The following is a 17,945-nucleotide window of genomic DNA, read 5'->3' as shown; positions in this document are numbered from 1 at the left end:
TCATGCGGGCACAGCAAGTCACGAAGGGTCGAGCAACTCGTCGTCGATGATCGACAGGAGGTCCTCGACGGAAGCGCTGTTGATGTCGTCCTCGGAGGAACGCGGCGCGGCCGGCGTGCGCAGGCTCGCGAGGAGCTTCTCCAGGCGTTCCCGGACGGCGTCCTGGTCGGCGGCCGGCGCGGAGGGCAACGCCGCCTCCAGCCGGGTGAGTTCGGTCAGTGCCGAGCCGGTGGGCGCGGCGAGCCGGGACAGCAGGTGTTCGGCCACGGCGCGCGGCGTCGGATGGTCGAAGACCAGCCCGGACGGGACCGGCAGGCCGGTGGCGGCCCTGATCCGGTCGCGCATCTCGACGGCGGTCAGCGAGTCGAAGCCCTGGTCGCGGAACGCCTTGTCGACGCTGATCGAGTCGACGCCGGGGTGTCCGAGGACGGCGGCGGCCTGGGTGCGCACCAGGTCGAGCACGGTGGCGGTCCGTTCGTCCTCGGGCAGGGCGGAGAGCCGGTCGGCGAGGGCGGGGGCCTCACCGGCCTGGTCCTCGCCCATGTCCGTGAGGGCCCGGGTGAACTCCGGGATCTCCGTCAGGAGGGGCGCGGGGCGGGCGGCGGTGAAGCCGGGGGCGAAGCGCTGCCAGTCCGTGTGGGTGACGGTCAGGGTGGTCTCGCCGTCCGCGACCGCCTCGCTCAGCGCGGTCAGTGCGAGCCGCGGCTCCATCGGCAGCATGCCGTGCCGGCGCAGCTGTTCGGCCGTCTCGGGGTCGGAGGCCATGCCGGCGCCGTCCCAGGTGCCCCACTGCAGGGAGGTCGCGGCGTGTCCCTGGGCCCGGCGCAGTTGGGCGAGGCCGTCGAGGTAGGCGTTGGCGGCGGCGTAGGCGGGCTGTCCGCCGCTGCCCCAGGCTGCCGCGCCCGAGGAGAACAGGACGAACGCGTCGAGGTCTGACGTGAGTTCGTGCAGGTGGCGGGCCGCGGTGAGCTTGGCGGCCAGTACGGCGCGCAGCCGCTCGGGGGTGAGGGAGGCGACGGGTCCGTCGCCGGTGTCGATGCCGGCCGCGTGCACGACCGCGGTGAGGCCGGGGATGCCGGCCAGCAGTTCGCGTACGGCTTCGCGGTCGGCGACGTCGCAGGCCCGTACGGTCACCTCGGAGCCGTACTCCGTCAAGCGGGCCACGAGCTCGTCGGCGCCGGGTGCCTGCGGGCCCCGGCGGCTGGCGAGGACGAGGTGCTCGGCGCCCCGGGCCGCCAGCGCCTCGGCGACCGCGCCGCCGAGGGCGCCGGTGCCGCCGGTGATCAGGACCGAGCCCGAGGGTGTCCACCCTCCGGTGCGGCCCGCGCGGGGTGCGGGTATCAGGCGGCGGCCGAGGACGGCGTCGCCGCGCACGGCCAGCTGGTCCTCACCGAGCGGGTTGCCCAGGGCGGCGCGCAGCACTCGCGCGTCGACCGTTTCGGGCAGGTCGACGAGGCCGCCCCAGCGGCGCGGGTGCTCCAGCGCGACGACCCGGCCGAGGCCCCAGAGCGCCGTCTGCGCGGGGTCTGTCACGGGGTCGCCGTCGCCGGTCGACACCGCGCCCCGGGTCACGGCCCACAGGGGCCCGACCACGTCGGCGTCGCCGAGCGCCTGGACGAGTGCGAGGGTGGCGGAGAGGGCGTAGGGGGTGTCGTCGCCCGACGTCTGCGGGCCGGTGCCCAGCAGCGACACGACGCCCGTGCCGGCGAAGCCGCGCAGCCGCTCCGCGAGCGCCGCGCGGTCCGGCGCGCCGACCTCCAGGACCGTGCCCTCCAGGGCGGCCACGACCGCCGAGGTCCAGTCGTCCCGCTCCCCCGCCGGTACGACGACGAGCCATGCGCCCGGCGCTTCACCGGGCGGCAGGGACAACCGGGTCCAGGACTCGCGGTAGCGCCAGCCGTCGAGAGCGGAACGGCCCTGCCGGCGGGAGCGCCAGGACGACAGGGCGGGAGCCACGGCGGCGGCGGTGTCGGGGGCGAGGTCGAGCTCGGCGGCCAGGTCGCCGCCGTCGACGAGGTCCCAGAACTCCGCGTCGACCGGGTCGGCGGGGCGGGCGGCGGGCTCGGGCCAGTAGCGCTGCCGCTGGAAGGGGTACGTGGGCAGGTCGACGCGGTGTGCGCCGGTGCCGGCGAAGAGGGGCGCCCAGTCGACGTGCGTACCGGCGGCGTAGAGCCGGGCCAGCGCGGTCACCGCGGCGGCCTCCTCCGGGCGGTCCTTGCGTAGTAGCGCGACCACTGGTACGTCGTCGGCCGGGGACGTACCGGAGGAGGTGGCGTCGAGCGCGTCCGGTACCAGCGCGGAGAGCACCCCGTCGGGGCCCAGTTCCAGGAAAGCCGTCGCGCCCTGGTCGCCCAGGGTCCGTACGCCGTCGTGGAAGCGGACCGTCTCGCGGACATGGCGGACCCAGTAGTCCGGCGAGGTCAGCTCGCCGGGCGCGGCGAGCCGGCCGGTCAGGTTCGACACCACGGGAACGCGTGGCTCGGCGGCCGGTACGTCGGCGACGGCGGCCCTGAAGTCCTCCAGCATCGGGTTCATCAAGGGCGAGTGAAACGCATGGCTGACCAGGAGACGCCTAGTCTTGCGGCCGGGGAACCGCTCGACGAGCGTGCGCACTTCGGCCTCGTCGCCCGCGACGACCAGCGAGCGGGGGCCGTTGACGGCGGCGATCGACACCAGGTCCGTCAGGTGCGGCAGCACCTCGTCCTCGGTGGCCTCGACGGCGACCATCGCGCCGCCGGCGGGGAGTTCCTGCATCAGCCGGGCCCGCGCGGACACCAGGCGGCAGGCGTCGGCCAGGGTGAACACGCCTGCGACGTGGGCGGCGGCGATCTCGCCGATGGAGTGCCCGGCGACGAAGGAGGGGGTCACCCCGAGGGACTCGACGAGGCGGTACAGCGCGACCTCGACGGCGAACAGGGCGGGCTGGGTGTGCCGGGTCTCGTTCAGCGCGTCGACGTCGTGGCCCCACATCACCTCGCGCAGCCCGGGGTCCAGTTCGGCGAGGGCGGCGTCGAACGCGGCCGTGAACACCGGGAACCGCTCGTACAACTCCCGGCCCATGCCGAGCCGTTGCGAGCCCTGCCCGGAGAAGAGGAGCGCAAGCTGCCGGTCCTGGGCCGTGCCGCGCGCGATCTCGGTGCCGTCGGCGAGCACCGCCCGGTGCTCCAGCGCGGTCCGGGTCGTCGCCAGCGACAGCGCCACGTCCAGTGGGGCGGCCTCCAGCGCCGCCAGGCGGTCGAGCTGGGTGTCGAGGGCTGGGGCGGTCCGGGCCGACACCACCCAGGGCACGACGGAGGGCGCAACCGAGGGCGTGTCCGCCGGATCGTCCGGCTCGGCCTCGGGCGCGGGGGCCTCCTCGAGGATCATGTGCGCGTTGGTGCCGCTGACGCCGAAGCCGGAGACGCCGGCCCGGCGGGGGCGGCCGGGGTCGGTCCACTCCTTGGGGGCGGTGAGGAGTTCGACGCCGCCCGTGCTCCAGTCGACGTGGGTGGAGGGGGCGGTGATGTGCAGGGTCTTGGGCAGGACGCCGTGGCGCAGGGCCATCACCGTTTTGATGACCGAGGCGACGCCGGCCGCGGCCTGGGTGTGGCCGATGTTGGACTTGACCGAGCCGAGCCACAGCGGCCGGTCGGCGGGCCGGTCCTGGCCGTAGGCGGCGATGAGGGCCTGAGCCTCGATGGGGTCGCCGAGGGTGGTTCCGGTGCCGTGGGCCTCGACGGCGTCGATGTCGGAGGGGGTGAGTCCGGCGGCGGCGAGCGCCTGGCCGATGACCCGTTGCTGGGAGGGCCCGTTGGGTGCGGTCAGGCCGTTGGAGGCGCCGTCCTGGTTGACGGCGCTGCCGCGCAGCACGGCCAGCACGCGGTGCCCGTTGCGGCGCGCGTCGGACAGGCGTTCCAGTACGACGAGGCCGGCGCCCTCGGACCAGCCGGTGCCGTCGGCGCTGTCGCTGAACGCCTTGCAGCGCCCGTCGGCGGAGAGGCCGCCCTGCCGGGAGAACTCGACGAACGTGGCCGGCGTCGACATGACGGTGACGCCGCCGGCCAGCGCGAGGGAGCACTCGCCCTGGCGCAGTGAGCGTGCCGCCCAGTGCAGGGCCACCAGGGAGGAGGAGCAGGCGGTGTCGACGGTCACGGCGGGGCCCTGCAGGCCGAGGGTGTAGGCGATGCGGCCGGAGACGACACTGCCGGCGGTGCCGGTGGTCCAGTACCCCTCGGTGCCCTCGGGCGCGGCGGTCAGGCCGGTGCCGTAGTCGTGGTACATGACGCCGGTGAACACGCCGCCGTCGGTGCCGCGCAGCGTCGCCGGGTCGATGCCGGCGCGTTCCAGGGCCTCCCAGGACACCTCGAGGAGCAGCCGCTGCTGGGGGTCCATGGCCAGGGCCTCGCGCGGTGAGATGCCGAAGAAGCCGGCGTCGAAGTCGGCGGCGTCGTGGAGGAATCCGCCGTGGCGGGTGTGGCTGGCGCCGGCGGCGAGGGCGTCCAGGTCCCAGTCGCGGTCGGTGGGGAACGCGGACACGACGTCCGTGCCGGTGTCGACGATCCGCCACAGGTCCTCGGGGGAGGTGATGCCGCCGGGGAAGCGGCAGGCCATGCCGACGATCGCGATCGGTTCGTCCAGCGGTACGGATGCGGCGTCGGTGGGCGCCGTGGCGGGGCGTTCGCCGAGGATTTCGGCCCTGAGGTGGCGGGCGAGCGCGGTGGGCGTCGGGTGGTCGAAGGCGACCGGTACGGCCAGGTGCAGGCCGGTGGCGGTGGTGAGCCGGTTGCGGAGGTCCACGGCGTGGGCGGAGGTGAGGCCGAGTTCGCGGAACGTCCTGCGCGGGGCGACGCGTTCGGTACCGGTCAGGGCGAGCACGGCGGCGACCTCGGTGCGTACGAGGTCGAGCAGGAAGGTGTCGCGCTCCTCCGGTGTCCGGGCCGTGAGGTGCTGCCGCAGTTCGGTCAGCCGGTGGTCGTCCGGCGCCGTCAGGGGTGCGGAGACGTCGATCAGTCCGCGCAGCAGCGGGGGCACTTCGGCCTGTGCGGTGCGCTCGCGCAGGGCGGCGCTGTCGATGCGCATGATCACGGCCTGGGTCATCCCGGCCCCGGTGGCGATGTCGAACATCGCCGTGAACTCCTGGTGGGGCAGGTCACGCACCTGGCCCGTGGTGGTGGGCGCGTCCGGGGAACCGGCGGCGAGGAACAGGGCGGGCAGGCCGCGGTCGCGGCGGTAGCAGGCCAGCGCGTCGAGGAAGGCGTTGGCCGCCGCGCGCTCCTGCGAGCCGGGCAGGCCGAGGGCGCCGGCGACGGTGGACAGCATCACGAACGCGCGTACGTCGCCGTCCTTGGTGAGCTGGTGCAGGTTGACCGCGCCGGAGACGGCCGTGCGGAACGCGTCGCGTTCGTCGGGCCCGGTGGCGCCGGGTGCGTCCGCGTACTCGCCGTCGCAGTGGACGATCGCGCCGACGGGCCGCTTCAGTCGGCCGAGCGCTTCGGCGAGGGCCTTGCGGTCGGTCACGTCGCAGGCGGCGACGGCCACCCGGGCGCCCAGTGCGGTGAGTTCGCCCTCCAGCCGGGCGGTGGCGTCGTCGCCCCGGCCGCGGGGGCCGATCAGCAGCAGGTGCCGGGCGCCGTAGGCGGCGACGAGGTGCCGGGCCAGGGCGGCGCCCAGTGGGCCGGCCGCGCCGGTGACGACGACGGTGCGCTGGGGGTCGACTCCTTGCGCGAGGCCGGAGTTGACGGTGGCGGACACCCGCTTCAGACGCGGTGCCAGCACGCTTGCGGAACGCACCGCGAGCTGCGGCTCGTCGGTGGCGACGGCGGCCGGCAGCACGCCGGGCGAGGTGTCGTCGGCGTCGATGTCGACGAGGGTGAACCGGTGCGGGTGGGCCACCTGCAGTGAGCGGAGCAGCCCCCACACCGGGGCGTGCAGGAGGTCGCGCACGCCTTCCTCGCCGGCGGCGACCGCGTTGCGGGTGAGCACGACCAGGCGGCAGGGGGCGAGGCGGTCGTCGCCGGCCCAGGTCCGGAGGATGTCGTGCACCTCGTCGGTGGCCGTGTGCGCGGCGCGGGCGAGTCGGCCGCCGGGGTCCAGGTCGTCGGGGAGGCACAGCACGGCCACGTCCGGCGCGGGCTCGCCGTCCGCCAGGGCGGTGTGCAGGGCGGCGGCGTCGGTGTGGGGGGTGACCTGGAGTCCGGTGGCGGTGAGGGCGGCGGTGAGGCCGAAGCGGTCCGGTCCCACGACGGCCCAGCGGGCGGCGGCCTGGAGTCCGGCGGTGCGCAGCGAGGGCAGTGGCGCCCAGTCCATGCGCAGCAGCGCCTCGTGCTGGCCGCCGCTCGCCGCGCGCAGCCGTGCGGGGCGCTCGCGCAGGACGTGCCGGGTGATCTTGCCGGAGCTGGTGCGTGGGATGTGGTCGATCTCGTAGACGGCCTCGGGCACCTTGAAGCCGGACAGTTGGGCGCGGCAGGCGTCGTAGAGCTGTTCCGGGTCGAAGCCGTCCTCGGCGGGGACGACGAAGGCGATGGGCACCTCGCCGAGCACGTCGTGCGGGGTGCCGACGACGGCGGCGTCGAAGACGCCGGGCACCTTCAGCAGGACCTGCTCCACCTCGCCGGGGTGGATGTTCTCGCTGCCGCGGATGATGAGTTCCTTCACCCGGCCGGTGATGGTGAGGTAGCCGAACGCGTCGCGGCGCGCGAGGTCGCCGGTGCGGTACCAGCCGCCCGGCATCGCCTGTGCGGTGGCCTCGGGCTGGTTGTGGTAGCCGAGCATGAGGTTGGGGCCGCGCACCCAGACCTCGCCCTCGGCGCCCTGCGCGACGTCCTCGGCGGTGTCGGGGTCGACCAGACGCACCGTCACCCCGGGCACGGGCAGTCCGCAGGAGCCGGGGATGCGGGTGCCGTGCGGCCAGTTGACGGTGATGAGGCCGCAGGTCTCGGTGGAGCCGTAGCCGTCGAGGAGGGGGATGCCGAAGACCGTCTCGAACTCGGCGCGCAGCGGGGTGGGGCAGTTGGAGCCGGCGGTGAGGCAGCGGGTGAGGGTGGTCGCGCCGGGGGGCGCGGGGCGTGAGCGGGCCGCCTCCAGGAGGTGGTGGTACATGGTCGGGACGCCGGCCATGAAGGTGTAGGTGTCCTCGTCGAGGGCGTGCAGCACCTCGTCGGCGGAGAAGCCGTCGAGGAGGCGTGCGGTGGCGCCGGTCGCGGTCACGCCGATCACGCACAGCACGTGGGCCAGGGAGTGGTGCAGCGGCAGCGGCCACAGCACCGTGTCGTCCTCCGAGAGGCCGACGACGGGTGCGTAGCAGGCGGCGACCGACCACAGGCAGGAGCGCTGGGTCGACAGCACGCCCTTTGGCTTGCCGGTGGTGCCGGAGGTGTAGAGCATGAACGCGGCCTCGTCCAGGCCCTGGTCGTCGCGGGCGGGCTGCGCCGGGTCGCGGCCGACGAGGTCGTCGTACGACACCAACGTGCCGCTGCCCGGGCGGGGTTCGGGGGCGTCGCCGGTGACGACGACCCTGAGGTAGGGGCGGCCCGGCAGCAGGGTGCGTACCTGTTCCAGGTGGGCGGGGTCGGTGATGACCACGCGGGCGCCGCTGTCGTCGGCGGCGTAGGCGAGTTCGGCGTCGGCGCAGTGCGGGTTGAACGGCACGGCGACGCCGCTGGCGCGCGTGACGGCGAGGTAGCTCTCGACGATCTCGACGCCGTTGCCGAGATGGATCAGCGTGCGGTCGCCGGGTTGCAGGCCCAGGTCGGCCAGATGTCCGCCGAGGCGCCGGGTGCGCCGCTCCAGCTCCGCGTACGTCACGGTGCGCCGGTGGTCCTGGAAGGCGACCTTGCCGGGGATGCGCTCGGCGTGATCGCGGAGCAGGTCGGACAGGGGCCGGATCAGTTCGGTGCGAAACATTCCGACGACGCTCCCTCATTACGGGCGACAGGCGCGATGCTGACGTCGAGCATGCCCGAACAACAAGTAGGAAAAATCCGAGTCCTCGGGCCGCCGGAAGCGCTCCCCCTATCGAATCCGGGGCACCGGGCGGAACCACCCCTATGACCCCCCTATCCGCACGCAGCTCCAAAGGTCCACGCCGGGCGGGCCCGAAATGCCCGTACTGCGGGTGCTACGAATGAGGCCGATCGATTTCCTGATCCCGAGAAGGGCGTTCTTCGATGACTCAGGTGAATCCGGCGGTCGGCCTCGGCCTTCCTTCCTCCACTTTCATGAATCCGGCCGATGTCACCGACGCGGTGCTCGGCGGGAACGTCCTCGGAGTCGTCAACTACACGACCGAGCCGACCGATCCGGGCATCGAGAACGGCGCGCTGACGATCGGCCTGCACATGGCGCACACGGCGGACGAGGCGTTCGCCGAGGTGTGGATCACCGACCGGCCGGTGGAGACCGGAGTGGTGCGGGAGGTCGCCTACGCGCACGACGGCGAGTATCTGATCGTGGCGGGCCGCATCCCCCAGGCCGGTCGCTATACGGAAGCCACCCGTGCCGCGTACTGCACCGCGCTGGAGCTGATGGACGGCCTCGGCTACAAGAACTGCTTCCGAATGTGGAACTTCGTGGCCGACATCAACGGGGACAACGCCGACGGCCTGGAGGTCTACCGCGACTTCTGCCGGGGGCGCGCGGAGGCGTTCGAGCTGTTCCACTTCGGGGACCAGGAGGTGCCCTCCGCCACCGGCATCGGCGCGCTGGGCGGCGGGATCTCCTTCTACTTCCTGGTCAGCCGGTCGGCCGCGCCGACCTCGGTGGAGAACTCCAAGCAGGTGTCCGCCTACCACTACCCGCAGCAGTACGGCCCGCGCCCGCCGAAGTTCGCGCGCGCCACCTACCTCGCCGAGACGCACACCGACCGCAGCGGCGGGCAGATCTATGTGTCGGGCACCGCGAGCATACGAGGACACGAGACGCTGCACGAGGGCGATCTGGTGAAGCAGGTGGAACTCTCGCTGGACAACATCGCCCACCTCATTTCCCGGGACAATCTCGCCGCCCATGAGATCGAGCGGCGCACCGGACTGAGCGACCTCGACAACATCAAGGTGTACGTGCGCCACCGCGAGGACATTCCCGTCGTACGCCGAATGTGCTCGGAGTATTTCTCACCCGCCGCGAGGACCGCCTATTTGAACGTCGACGTCTGCCGTTCCGGTCTCCTGGTGGAGATCGAGGGAATCGTCCCCTGAAGCCCTGTCGCACAACTGGGCAATCACCTCGACACCTCGGCCCTATCATCCGGGAGGCGTGATCGATTCCGTTTCCCGACCGCGGAGATGCCCCCCCATGATGCCGTCCTCAGCAGCGCGCTCCGGCCCCGCCGCCTCCGGTCTCACCGCGGACGTCGCGGTGGTCGGGTGCGGCCCGGTGGGACTCGTCCTTTCCATCCTGCTGGCCCACCGCGGATGGCAGGTCGTCATCCTGGAGAAGTACGAGAACCAGTACCCGTTCCCGCGCGTGGTCGCCTTCGACGGCGAGACCGCGCGCACGTTCGCCACGGCGGGCATCGGTGCCGAGCTGATGGAACTGGGCGAGCCGCTCGGGCAGTACATGTTCCAGAACGGCGCGGGCCGGGAGCTGTTCAGCTTCGAGGCACCGTACGAGCCCGGCCGCGACGGCTGGCCGATCGCCACCGTCATGCACCAGCCGACGTTCGAGAAGGCGCTGCGCGCGCACGTCGCCGAACTGCCGAACGTCACCGCCCTGTTCGGGCACGAGGTGCGGCAGATCACCGACCACGGCGACCATGTCGAGATCACCGCCCCGGGCGCCGGCGAGCCGGCGGGCGGGCGGGTCACGGCGTCGTACGTCGTCGGATGCGACGGCGCGAACAGCTTCGTGCGCGACGCCATGGGCGCGAAGCTGACCGACCTCGGCTTCGCGCACGACTGGCTGCTCGTCGACGTCGTGTTCCACGAGCCGCGCTCGTTCCGCCCCAACGACGTCCAGATCTGCGACCCGAACCGGCCGACCACGATCGTCGCCTCCGGCCGGGGCCACCGCCGCTGGGAGTTCATGCGGCTGCCGGGCGAGTCCGTCGAGGAGCTCAGCACCCACGAACGCATGTGGCAACTGCTCGCACCGTACGACGTGACGCCCGAGAACGCCGATCTGACCCGCAACATCGTCTACACGTTCCAGGCGGCCCTCGCCGACAGCTGGCGGGCCGGACGGCTGCTGCTGGCCGGTGACTCGGCGCACCTGATGCCGCCGTTCGCGGGGCAGGGCATGTGCTCGGGCATCCGGGACGCGGCGAACCTGGCGTGGAAGCTGGACCTCGTGCTGCGCGGCACGGCCCGCGACACGCTGCTCGACGTGTACCAGGCGGAGCGGTCCCGGCAGGTGCGGCACACCATCGACATGTCCATCGAGGTCGGCAGGATCGTCTCCGAACTCGACCACGCGGCCGCCGCACGCCGCGACGCCTATCTGATCGGCCTGCACTCCCGGCCCGACGCGCCGTCGCTGTCACCGTCGTGGTTCGCCCTGGAGGACGGTGTCGTACGCCGTGACGCCTCGGGGGCGGTGGCGCCGCGGGCCGGTGAGCTGTCGCCGCAGGGCGTGGTCGCACGCGGCACGGTCAAGGACCGCTTCGACGAGGTGGCCGGCCGGGGCTTCCAGCTGATCACGACCGTCGACCCGTACGAGTCGCTGTCCGAGGACGACCTCGACTTCCTCAAGTCGATCGGGACGCGCCTGGTCCGGGTGCTGCCGGCGGGGATCCCGCCGAAGCGGGCGCGGGACCACGAAGTGGTGGACGTGCAGCGGACGTATCTGCCCTACCTGGCGCAGACCCGCCAGACGGGGGTGCTGGTGCGGCCGGACCACTATGTGTTCGGGTTCGCCGCGGACCGCGCCGACCTGTCGGTGCTGGTCGGTGAACTGCGCGAGCAGCTGCACCTGGCCTGAGACGGTTCAGGCCGTGTCCGGCAGATGGCTGTGCAGGCCGGTCGGCAGGTCCTTGCGGTACTTCACGTTGAGTTTGCGGTAGACCCGGGTGAGGTGCTGCTCGATGGTGCTCGGGGTGATGAACAGCTTGCCGGCGATCTCCCGGTTGGTGAGGCCGACCGCGGCGAGCGCCGCCACGCGCCTCTCCGCGTCGGTGAGCCGGGAGATCGGGTCGGTCGGCGGCTGTTCCTCGGATGACTCGTCGTCGGGCCCGCGCCGGCTGGGCAGGAGTTCGTCGCGCAGCGCCGTCGCGTCGCACACGTTCGCCACGTGCCAGGCGCGCCGGGCGACGCTCCAGGCCCGCCGGTGCTCGCGCAGCGCCTGGTGCGCGTTGCTCAAGTCGCCCAGTGCGCGGGCGAGTTCGTACTGGTCGCCGCACTCCTCCAGGACGGCGACGGCCTCGTCGAGCAGCCGGGGCCGGTGCTGGGGCGCGGTGGTCGCCGCGAGCAGGCGCAGGGCCACGCCGCGGGTGCGCGAGGTCTCCGGGCCGAGCCGGGCGAGCTGTTCGCCCAGGAGCCGTTTGGCCTCGTCGCGGTTCTTGCCGTGCCGCAGCCACGCCTCGGCGGCACTGGTACGCCATGGCACGAGCACCGACTGGTCGATGCCCCACTCGGTCATCAGCTCGCCGCACGAGAGGAAGTCCGCGAGCGCGGCGTAGTGCCGGTCGGTGGCCAGGTAGTGGTGGCCGCGGGCGTGCAGGTAGGGCAGGCCGTAGCGGCTCTGGAACATGGCGTCGGGCACGGGCTGGGTGAGGTGGGCGGCGGCCTCCTCGTGCCTGCCCTGCTTGGTCGCCGTCTCGACGAGGACGCCCAGCGGGACGCCGACCGCGACTCCCCAGCCGCCCGGGGGCATGAGGGTGAGCGCGTCGCGGGCGTGGGCGTGGGCCCCGGCGAGGTCGCCCTCGCGCAGGGCGATGTCGCCGCGCACCCCGGCGTAGAGCGCCTGTGCCACGGCGAGGTCCCTGGCCCGGGCGTCGTCGAGGAGTTTGTCGCACCAGGACCGGGCGAGGTCGAGGCGGCCGGCGTGCACGAGGGCGTGCAGCGCGGGCAGTGCCGTCTGGGGCCCCCAGGACATGCCGTCGCTCGGCCGCGCGACCTGCAGCACGTGCTCGGCGTCGGTGACGGCGTGTTCGTCGGGCCCCTGGGTGAGGACGGTCGTCAGCGCCGTCACGGCCCTGAGTGCCGGGCCGGTGGTGCCGCCGGCCGGTCCGCTGTCGCGGTCGGTCCCGGCGGGTGGCCGGGTGCGGCGGGCGAGCGGCGGGTGGGTGCAGGCCAGCCACAGCTCGGTGGTCCGGTCGGCGGTGCCTGGCTGGTGGCGGGCGCGCCGCAGCCGTTCCATCGCCTCGGCCGCCTCGTCGACGCGCCCGTGCCACAGCAGGGGCGGCACCAGGGAGCGCACATCGCGGTCGGACAGCCGCCCGGCGCGCATCGCGTCGGTGACGGTGGTGAGCCGCCGGCCCGCGGCGGCGGGGTTGACCCGCGACTCCACGCGCACCAGCTTCGCCGCGATCGCCGCCCGCCGGTGGGCCTCGGGGCAGGCGCGGTGGGCGCGTTCGAGGCAGCGCAGCGCCGTGTCGATCCGTTCCTCGCGCAGCGCGTGCTCGGCGGCCTCCTCGAACACCGGTACCGCCCAGCTCTCGTCGGCCCTGTCGGCTCCGTCGGCGCGCAGCAGGTAGGGCGCCACCTCGGTCGCGGGCGCTCCCTCGTCGTGCAGCAGCAGAGCGGCGCTCCGGTGGGTCCGGCCGCGTTCGTCGGCGGGCATGTCGTCGAGTACGGCGGTGCGGGCGGCGTCGGTGCGGAAGCGGCCGTCGGCCAGCAGCCCGGCGTCGGTCAGGAGGTCGAGCGCCGAACGCACCGCCTCGACATCGAGGCCGGCGAGGCGGCCCAGCCGCCCGACGGTGGCGTGGGCGCCGGTGACGGCGAGCGCGCGGGCGACCGCCACGACGTACGGCTCGCAGCGGTGGACACAGCTGACGAGGGCCCGGCGGAACCCGGGGCCGGGCGCCGGTGCGCCGTCCGCGTCCGGCCCGGCCGTCCGCCGGTCGGCGAGCAGGCACCGGGCCAGCAGCGGGTTCCCCCCGGTGAGCGCCATGGCCTCGCGGCCCGCGTCGGCGCCGCCGAACAGGTCGGTCATGCCCGCCTCCGACAGGGGCGCCACGCCGATCTCATGGCAGTGCGGGTGCCGTGACAGCTCGGTGTGCAGCGGGGAGTGGGCGACGCCGGGGCTCGCCGTGCGGGCGAGGAGCAGCAGGATGCCGGCCCGGCCGAGGCGGCGGACGAGCGACAGCAGCCAGTGCAGGGACTGCGGGTCCGCGTGCTGCACGTCGTCGACGCCGATCACCAGCGGGCTGTCCGCGGCGAGGTCGAGCAACGCCAGGCACAGCGTGTGCAGTTGGTGGGCGGTCGCGGGTCCCGCGGTCCGGGCCGCCGCGTCGAGCAGGTCCCTGACCTCGGCCGGCGCGCCGAGCGCATGCAGGAGCTGGCCGGCCACGCCGAAGGGCAGGTCGCGTTCGAGGGCCGAGCAGGTGGCGGACACGAACCGTTCGCCGCAGCGCTCGCCGAACCGGTGCAGCAGCTCGGTCCTGCCGCAAGCCACCGGGCCCGTCACGAGGGCGACCCGGCCCGATCCGGCGACGGCGTCCGACAGCAGCGCGGTGAGGTCGGCCCACTGGGCGTCGCGTTCGATCAGTCCCGTGCACCCCGCCTCGGCGCGCCGGTCCGTGCCGGTCATGTCGCTGCACCTCTCACCTGGGGCCCTTCCGACGGAGTCCGCGCGGCGTCGCGATGCCCGTCAAGCGCTCTCACCGCACCGCGAGAGCCTGCACCGGACGCCGCTCCCTCTGGTACGGAGATCCGTCAGAAGGGCCCATGGCCGCGTGCTCATCGTCGCGGCCGCGAACGGGGTGCCGAAAGCGCAGCACAGAGGTTCTAGGGCATCACCTGGACATCGGGCGGGCGGCAACTCTAGGGCTTCACCTCGACATGGCCCGCACCCGGCGACACCGGCACGCGGCGTCGGGCAGGCTCGGCGCCACCAGCAGATTCCGCCACGCCAGATCCCGCCATGCCAGATTCCGTCATGCCGCCTGAAGGGTGCAGCCATGAGTCAGCGGCCGATCCTGTTCGTCAGCCTGCCCGAGAGCGGTCTGTTGAACCCGATGTTGGTGCTCGCGGAGGAACTGTCCCGTCGTGGCGTGGCCGACCTGTGGTTCGCCACCGACGACAAGGCGCGCGAGGAGGTCGCGGCGACGGCGGTCGGCTCCCCCGTCGAGTTCTTCTCCCTGGGCGAGGTCGTCTCCGAGATGTCCTCGGTGACCTGGGACGACAGCACGTATGCGGCGGTGACGCAGCGGTCGCGGTTCAAGGCGCGGCGCGCCGTGATCGAGCAGACCGACCGGCCCGCGCTGCGGGTGCCCAAGTACCGGGCGCTGGAAGAGGCGGTGGAGAAGATCCGGCCGGCCCTGATGGTCGTGGAGAGCATGTGCCAGTTCGGCTGGGAGCTCGCCATCTCCAAGGGGATCCCGTTCGTGCTCAGCGACCCGTTCGTGCCGTCGAACCTGCTGACCTCGGCCGTGCCGATCGGGCCCTCGCACACCCCCCAGGGCTTCCCGGTGCCGCACTCGGGCCTGCCCGCCGACATGTCGTTCCTGCAGCGGTGGCAGAACAGGCTGTTCCAGTGGCGGACGCTGGCCATGGCGTTCGGGAAGTTCAACAAGGAGCGCAACGCGGTCGACGCGCGGGTGCGGGCGGAGCTGGGCATCGCCCCTGAGGCGTACGGCCAGTTCTGCCGCGTGGAGCGGTCGGAGCTGGTGCTGTGCTACTCGATCCCGGAGATGGACTACGCCTTCGACATCCCGGCGAAGCTGCGCACGGTCGGCGCGCTGGTGCCGCCGCTGCCGCAGTGCCCGCCCGGCGAGCTGTCCGCCTGGCTCGACGCGCAGGGGTCCGTGGTCTACATGGGCTTCGGCACGATCACCCGGCTCACGGCCGGGCAGGTGCGGGCGTTCGTGGAGGTGGCCAGGCGGCTGGAGGGCCGGCACGCGGTGCTGTGGAAGCTGCCGCGCGACCAACAGGCCCATCTGCCCGCGGACCTGCCGGGGAACCTGCGGGTCGAGACCTGGGTGCCGTCGCAGCTGGACGTGCTGGCGCACCCGAACGTGAAGGTGTTCTTCACCCACGCGGGCGGCAACGCGTACACGGAGAGCATCCACTTCGGCAAGCCGATGGTGTCCCGCCCGCTGTGGGTCGACTGCTACGACCAGGCCGTGCGCGCCGAGAGCTTCGGCGTGGGGCTCACGCTGTCCAAGCCGCACACCGTCGACCCCGACGACGTGCTCGACAAGCTGACCCGCGTGCTCGACGACCCCGCGTTCACCGAGAACGCCCGGCGCCTGGCCGCGCTGCAACAGGCCGCAGGCGGCCGGACCACCGCCGCCGACCTGATCCTGGACCTGCCCGCGCTGTCTTCGGAAGTGAGTCGATGAGCTTCACGTATCCCGTGTCGATGCCGTCACTGAAGGGCAACGAGCTCGACTACGTCACCCAGGCCGTCACCAGCGGCTGGATCTCCTCGCAAGGGCCTTACGTGCCCCGCTTCGAGGAGGCGTTCGCCGCCTACAACGGGGTGGCCCACGGGGTGGCCTGCTCCTCGGGGACGACCGCGCTGACGCTCGCGCTGCGCGCCCTCGGGGTCGGTCCCGGCGACGAGGTGATCGTGCCGGAGTTCACGATGATCGCGTCCGCGTGGGCGGTCACGTACACGGGCGCGACGCCGGTGTTCGTGGACTGCGGCGACGACCTCGACATCGATGTGACGAGGATCGAGGAGAAGATCACCCCGCGCACCAAGGTGATCATGCCGGTGCACATCTACGGCCGGCGCTGCGACATGGACGCGATCCTGGAGCTGGCGTACGAGTACAACCTGCGCGTGGTGGAGGACTCCGCGGAGGCGCACGGCATCGCGCCGACCGGCGACATAGCCGCGTTCTCCCTGTTCGCCAACAAGATCATCTCGGCGGGCGAGGGCGGCATCTGCCTGACCGACGACCCCCACCTGGCGCGCCAGATGGCGCATCTGCGCGGCATGGCGTTCACCCGGGACCACAGCTTCCTGCACAAGAAGCTCGCCTACAACTTCCGCATGACCAACCTCCAGGCGGCCGTGGCGCTGGCCCAGACCGAGCGGCTGGACGAGATCCTGGCCACCCGGGCACGGATCGAGAAGCGCTACGACGAGGGACTGCGCGGCATCGACGGCATCACCCTGATGCCGCAGCGGGACGTGCTGTGGATGTACGACCTGCGCGCCGAACGCCGGGAGGAACTCCGGGAGTTCCTCGCCGGCCAAGGCATCGAGACCCGCCTGTTCTTCAAGCCCATGAGCCGCCAGCCCGGCTATCTGGACCCGGTCTGGCCGACGCTGAACGCGAACCGCTTCGCCGAGGACGGCCTGTATCTGCCGACGCACACCGAACTGACCGAGGAAGACCAGGAGTTCATCGTGGCGCAGGTCCGCGCGTTCTACGAGGTGTCGTCATGACCTCCTCCCCCACGGCCGGCGCCGAGGCCGACGCCGAGGACGAGATCGTCCCGTTCGTGCTGCGCCGCCCCGGCGCCCCGTTCCCGCCCCCCGAGTACACGGAGTTCCGGCAGCGGCCCGGCCTGGTGAAGGCCGCGCTGCCCTCGGGCGACACGGTGTGGCTGGTGACCCGGCACGAGGAGGTGCGCCAGATCCTCACCGACCCGCGCATCAGCGCCAACCCCGCGCACCCGGGCTTCCCCCGCCCGTCGCGCACCGGGGGCGTGCCCACCGCCGACGAGGTGCCGGGCTGGTTCGTGGCGCTCGACCCGCCGGACCACACCAAGTTCCGCAAGGCGCTGATCCCCGAGTTCACGGTGCGCCGCATCCGCGCCCTGCGGCCGGTCGTCGAGGAGATCGTCGACCACACCATCGACCAGATGCTCGCCCGGGGCGACACCGCCGACCTCGTCGAGGACTTCGCGCTGTCGGTGCCGTCGCTGGTGATCTCGTCCCTGCTCGGCGTGCCCAAGGTGGACCGCGGCTTCTTCGAGGCCAAGACGAAGGTCCTCGTCACCATCAACTCGACCGACGAGGAACGCGACAACGCCTCCCAGCAGCTGCTGCGCTACCTCAACCGGCTGATCGCGATCAAGACCAAGCGGCCCGGCGACGACCTGATCAGCAAGCTGGTCGAGGGCGGGCTGCTGTCCCCGCAGGAGCTCTCCGGCGTCGCCATGCTGCTGCTGATCGCCGGTCACGAGACGACGGCGAACAACATCGCCCTCGGCGTGGTCACCCTGCTGAACGACCCCCGGTGGATCGGCGACGAGCGCACGATCGAGGAACTGCTGCGCTTCCACTCGGTCGCCGACCTGGTGGCGCTGCGCGTGGTGGTGGAGGACATCGAGATCGGCGGCCGGCTGCTGCGGGCCGGCGAGGGCGTCGTACCGCTGGTGGCCGGCGCCAACCACGACCCCGCGGCCTTCGACCACCCGCATGTGTTCGACCCGTCCCGGTCCGCGCACGGGCATGTGGCGTTCGGCTACGGCGTCCACCAGTGCCTGGGGCAGAACCTGGTGCGTCTGGAGCTGGAGGTCGCCTACCAGAAGCTGTTCGCCCGCATCCCGACCCTGCAGATCGCGGTTCCGCCGGAGGAACTGCCGTTCAAGTACGACGGGGTGCTCTTCGGACTCCACGCACTGCCGGTGCGGTGGTAGCTCCCCTTCAGCGCCCCTTCCCGGAGGAAAGATCATGACGCGCATCAGTGTGGACACCGACAAGTGCATCGGGGCGGCGCAGTGTGTGCTGACCGCGCCCGAGGTGTTCGACCAGGACGACGACGGGTTCGTCGCCCTCCTGCAGGAGGAGCCGGAGGGACAGGAGGAGCGTTCGGCACGGATGGCCAGGTCGGTCTGTCCGGCTCAGGCGATCACCGTGCACGAGTGACCCGCCCCCGACCGCTTCCGAGCATCGAAACGGCCCCCGCCCTC

General features: G+C 72.9%; 8 protein-coding genes. 6 read left to right on the top strand and 2 right to left on the bottom strand.

Features of this window, described 5'->3' with window-relative positions; genetic code table 11:
* Positions 1 to 18: 18 nt before the first annotated feature.
* On the bottom strand, positions 19 to 7,881 hold the full coding sequence (locus ABD932_RS18345; protein WP_345013961.1) for a type I polyketide synthase: 7,863 nt from the start codon (positions 7,879 to 7,881) through the stop codon (positions 19 to 21).
* Between the two features lie 263 nt (positions 7,882 to 8,144).
* On the opposite strand from ABD932_RS18345, the gene ABD932_RS18340 reads away from it, so the two are divergent.
* On the top strand, positions 8,145 to 9,173 hold the full coding sequence (locus ABD932_RS18340) for an FkbO/Hyg5 family chorismatase (RefSeq protein WP_345013959.1): 1,029 nt from the start codon (positions 8,145 to 8,147) through the stop codon (positions 9,171 to 9,173).
* 97 nt (positions 9,174 to 9,270) lie between these two features.
* On the top strand, positions 9,271 to 10,893 hold the full coding sequence (mhpA, locus tag ABD932_RS18335) for a bifunctional 3-(3-hydroxy-phenyl)propionate/3-hydroxycinnamic acid hydroxylase MhpA (protein ID WP_345013957.1): 1,623 nt from the start codon (positions 9,271 to 9,273) through the stop codon (positions 10,891 to 10,893).
* Between the two features lie 6 nt (positions 10,894 to 10,899).
* Here mhpA and ABD932_RS18330 read toward each other — a convergent pair whose 3' ends face one another.
* Entirely contained in the window at positions 10,900 to 13,662 is a 2,763-nt protein-coding gene (locus ABD932_RS18330) for a helix-turn-helix transcriptional regulator (protein WP_345013955.1), read from the bottom strand.
* Between the two features lie 370 nt (positions 13,663 to 14,032).
* On the opposite strand from ABD932_RS18330, the gene ABD932_RS18325 reads away from it, so the two are divergent.
* Genes ABD932_RS18325 through ABD932_RS18310 form a run of 4 tightly spaced genes read left to right on the top strand, consistent with a single transcriptional unit; the run spans position 14,033 to position 17,901 of the window.
* Positions 14,033 to 15,415, top strand: coding sequence for a glycosyltransferase (locus tag ABD932_RS18325; RefSeq protein ID WP_345013953.1), 1,383 nt, complete (start codon positions 14,033 to 14,035; stop codon positions 15,413 to 15,415).
* A complete protein-coding gene (locus ABD932_RS18320; RefSeq protein ID WP_345013951.1) occupies positions 15,412 to 16,473 on the top strand; it encodes a DegT/DnrJ/EryC1/StrS family aminotransferase in 1,062 nt (353 codons plus the stop codon). The genes ABD932_RS18325 and ABD932_RS18320 overlap by 4 nt, the downstream gene beginning before the upstream one ends.
* Entirely contained in the window at positions 16,470 to 17,672 is a 1,203-nt protein-coding gene (locus ABD932_RS18315; RefSeq protein WP_345013949.1) for a cytochrome P450, read from the top strand. The genes ABD932_RS18320 and ABD932_RS18315 overlap by 4 nt, the downstream gene beginning before the upstream one ends.
* Before the next feature lie 34 nt (positions 17,673 to 17,706).
* The gene (locus ABD932_RS18310) at positions 17,707 to 17,901 is read left to right on the top strand and encodes a ferredoxin (protein WP_345013947.1); all 195 of its coding nucleotides are present in this window, start codon (positions 17,707 to 17,709) and stop codon (positions 17,899 to 17,901) included.
* Positions 17,902 to 17,945 lie beyond the last annotated feature (44 nt).

The sequence above is a fragment of the Streptomyces shaanxiensis genome (assembly GCF_039537145.1).
Classification (GTDB): Bacteria; Actinomycetota; Actinomycetes; order Streptomycetales; family Streptomycetaceae; genus Streptomyces; species Streptomyces shaanxiensis.
This window is presented reverse-complemented; position numbering and strand designations above follow the sequence as displayed.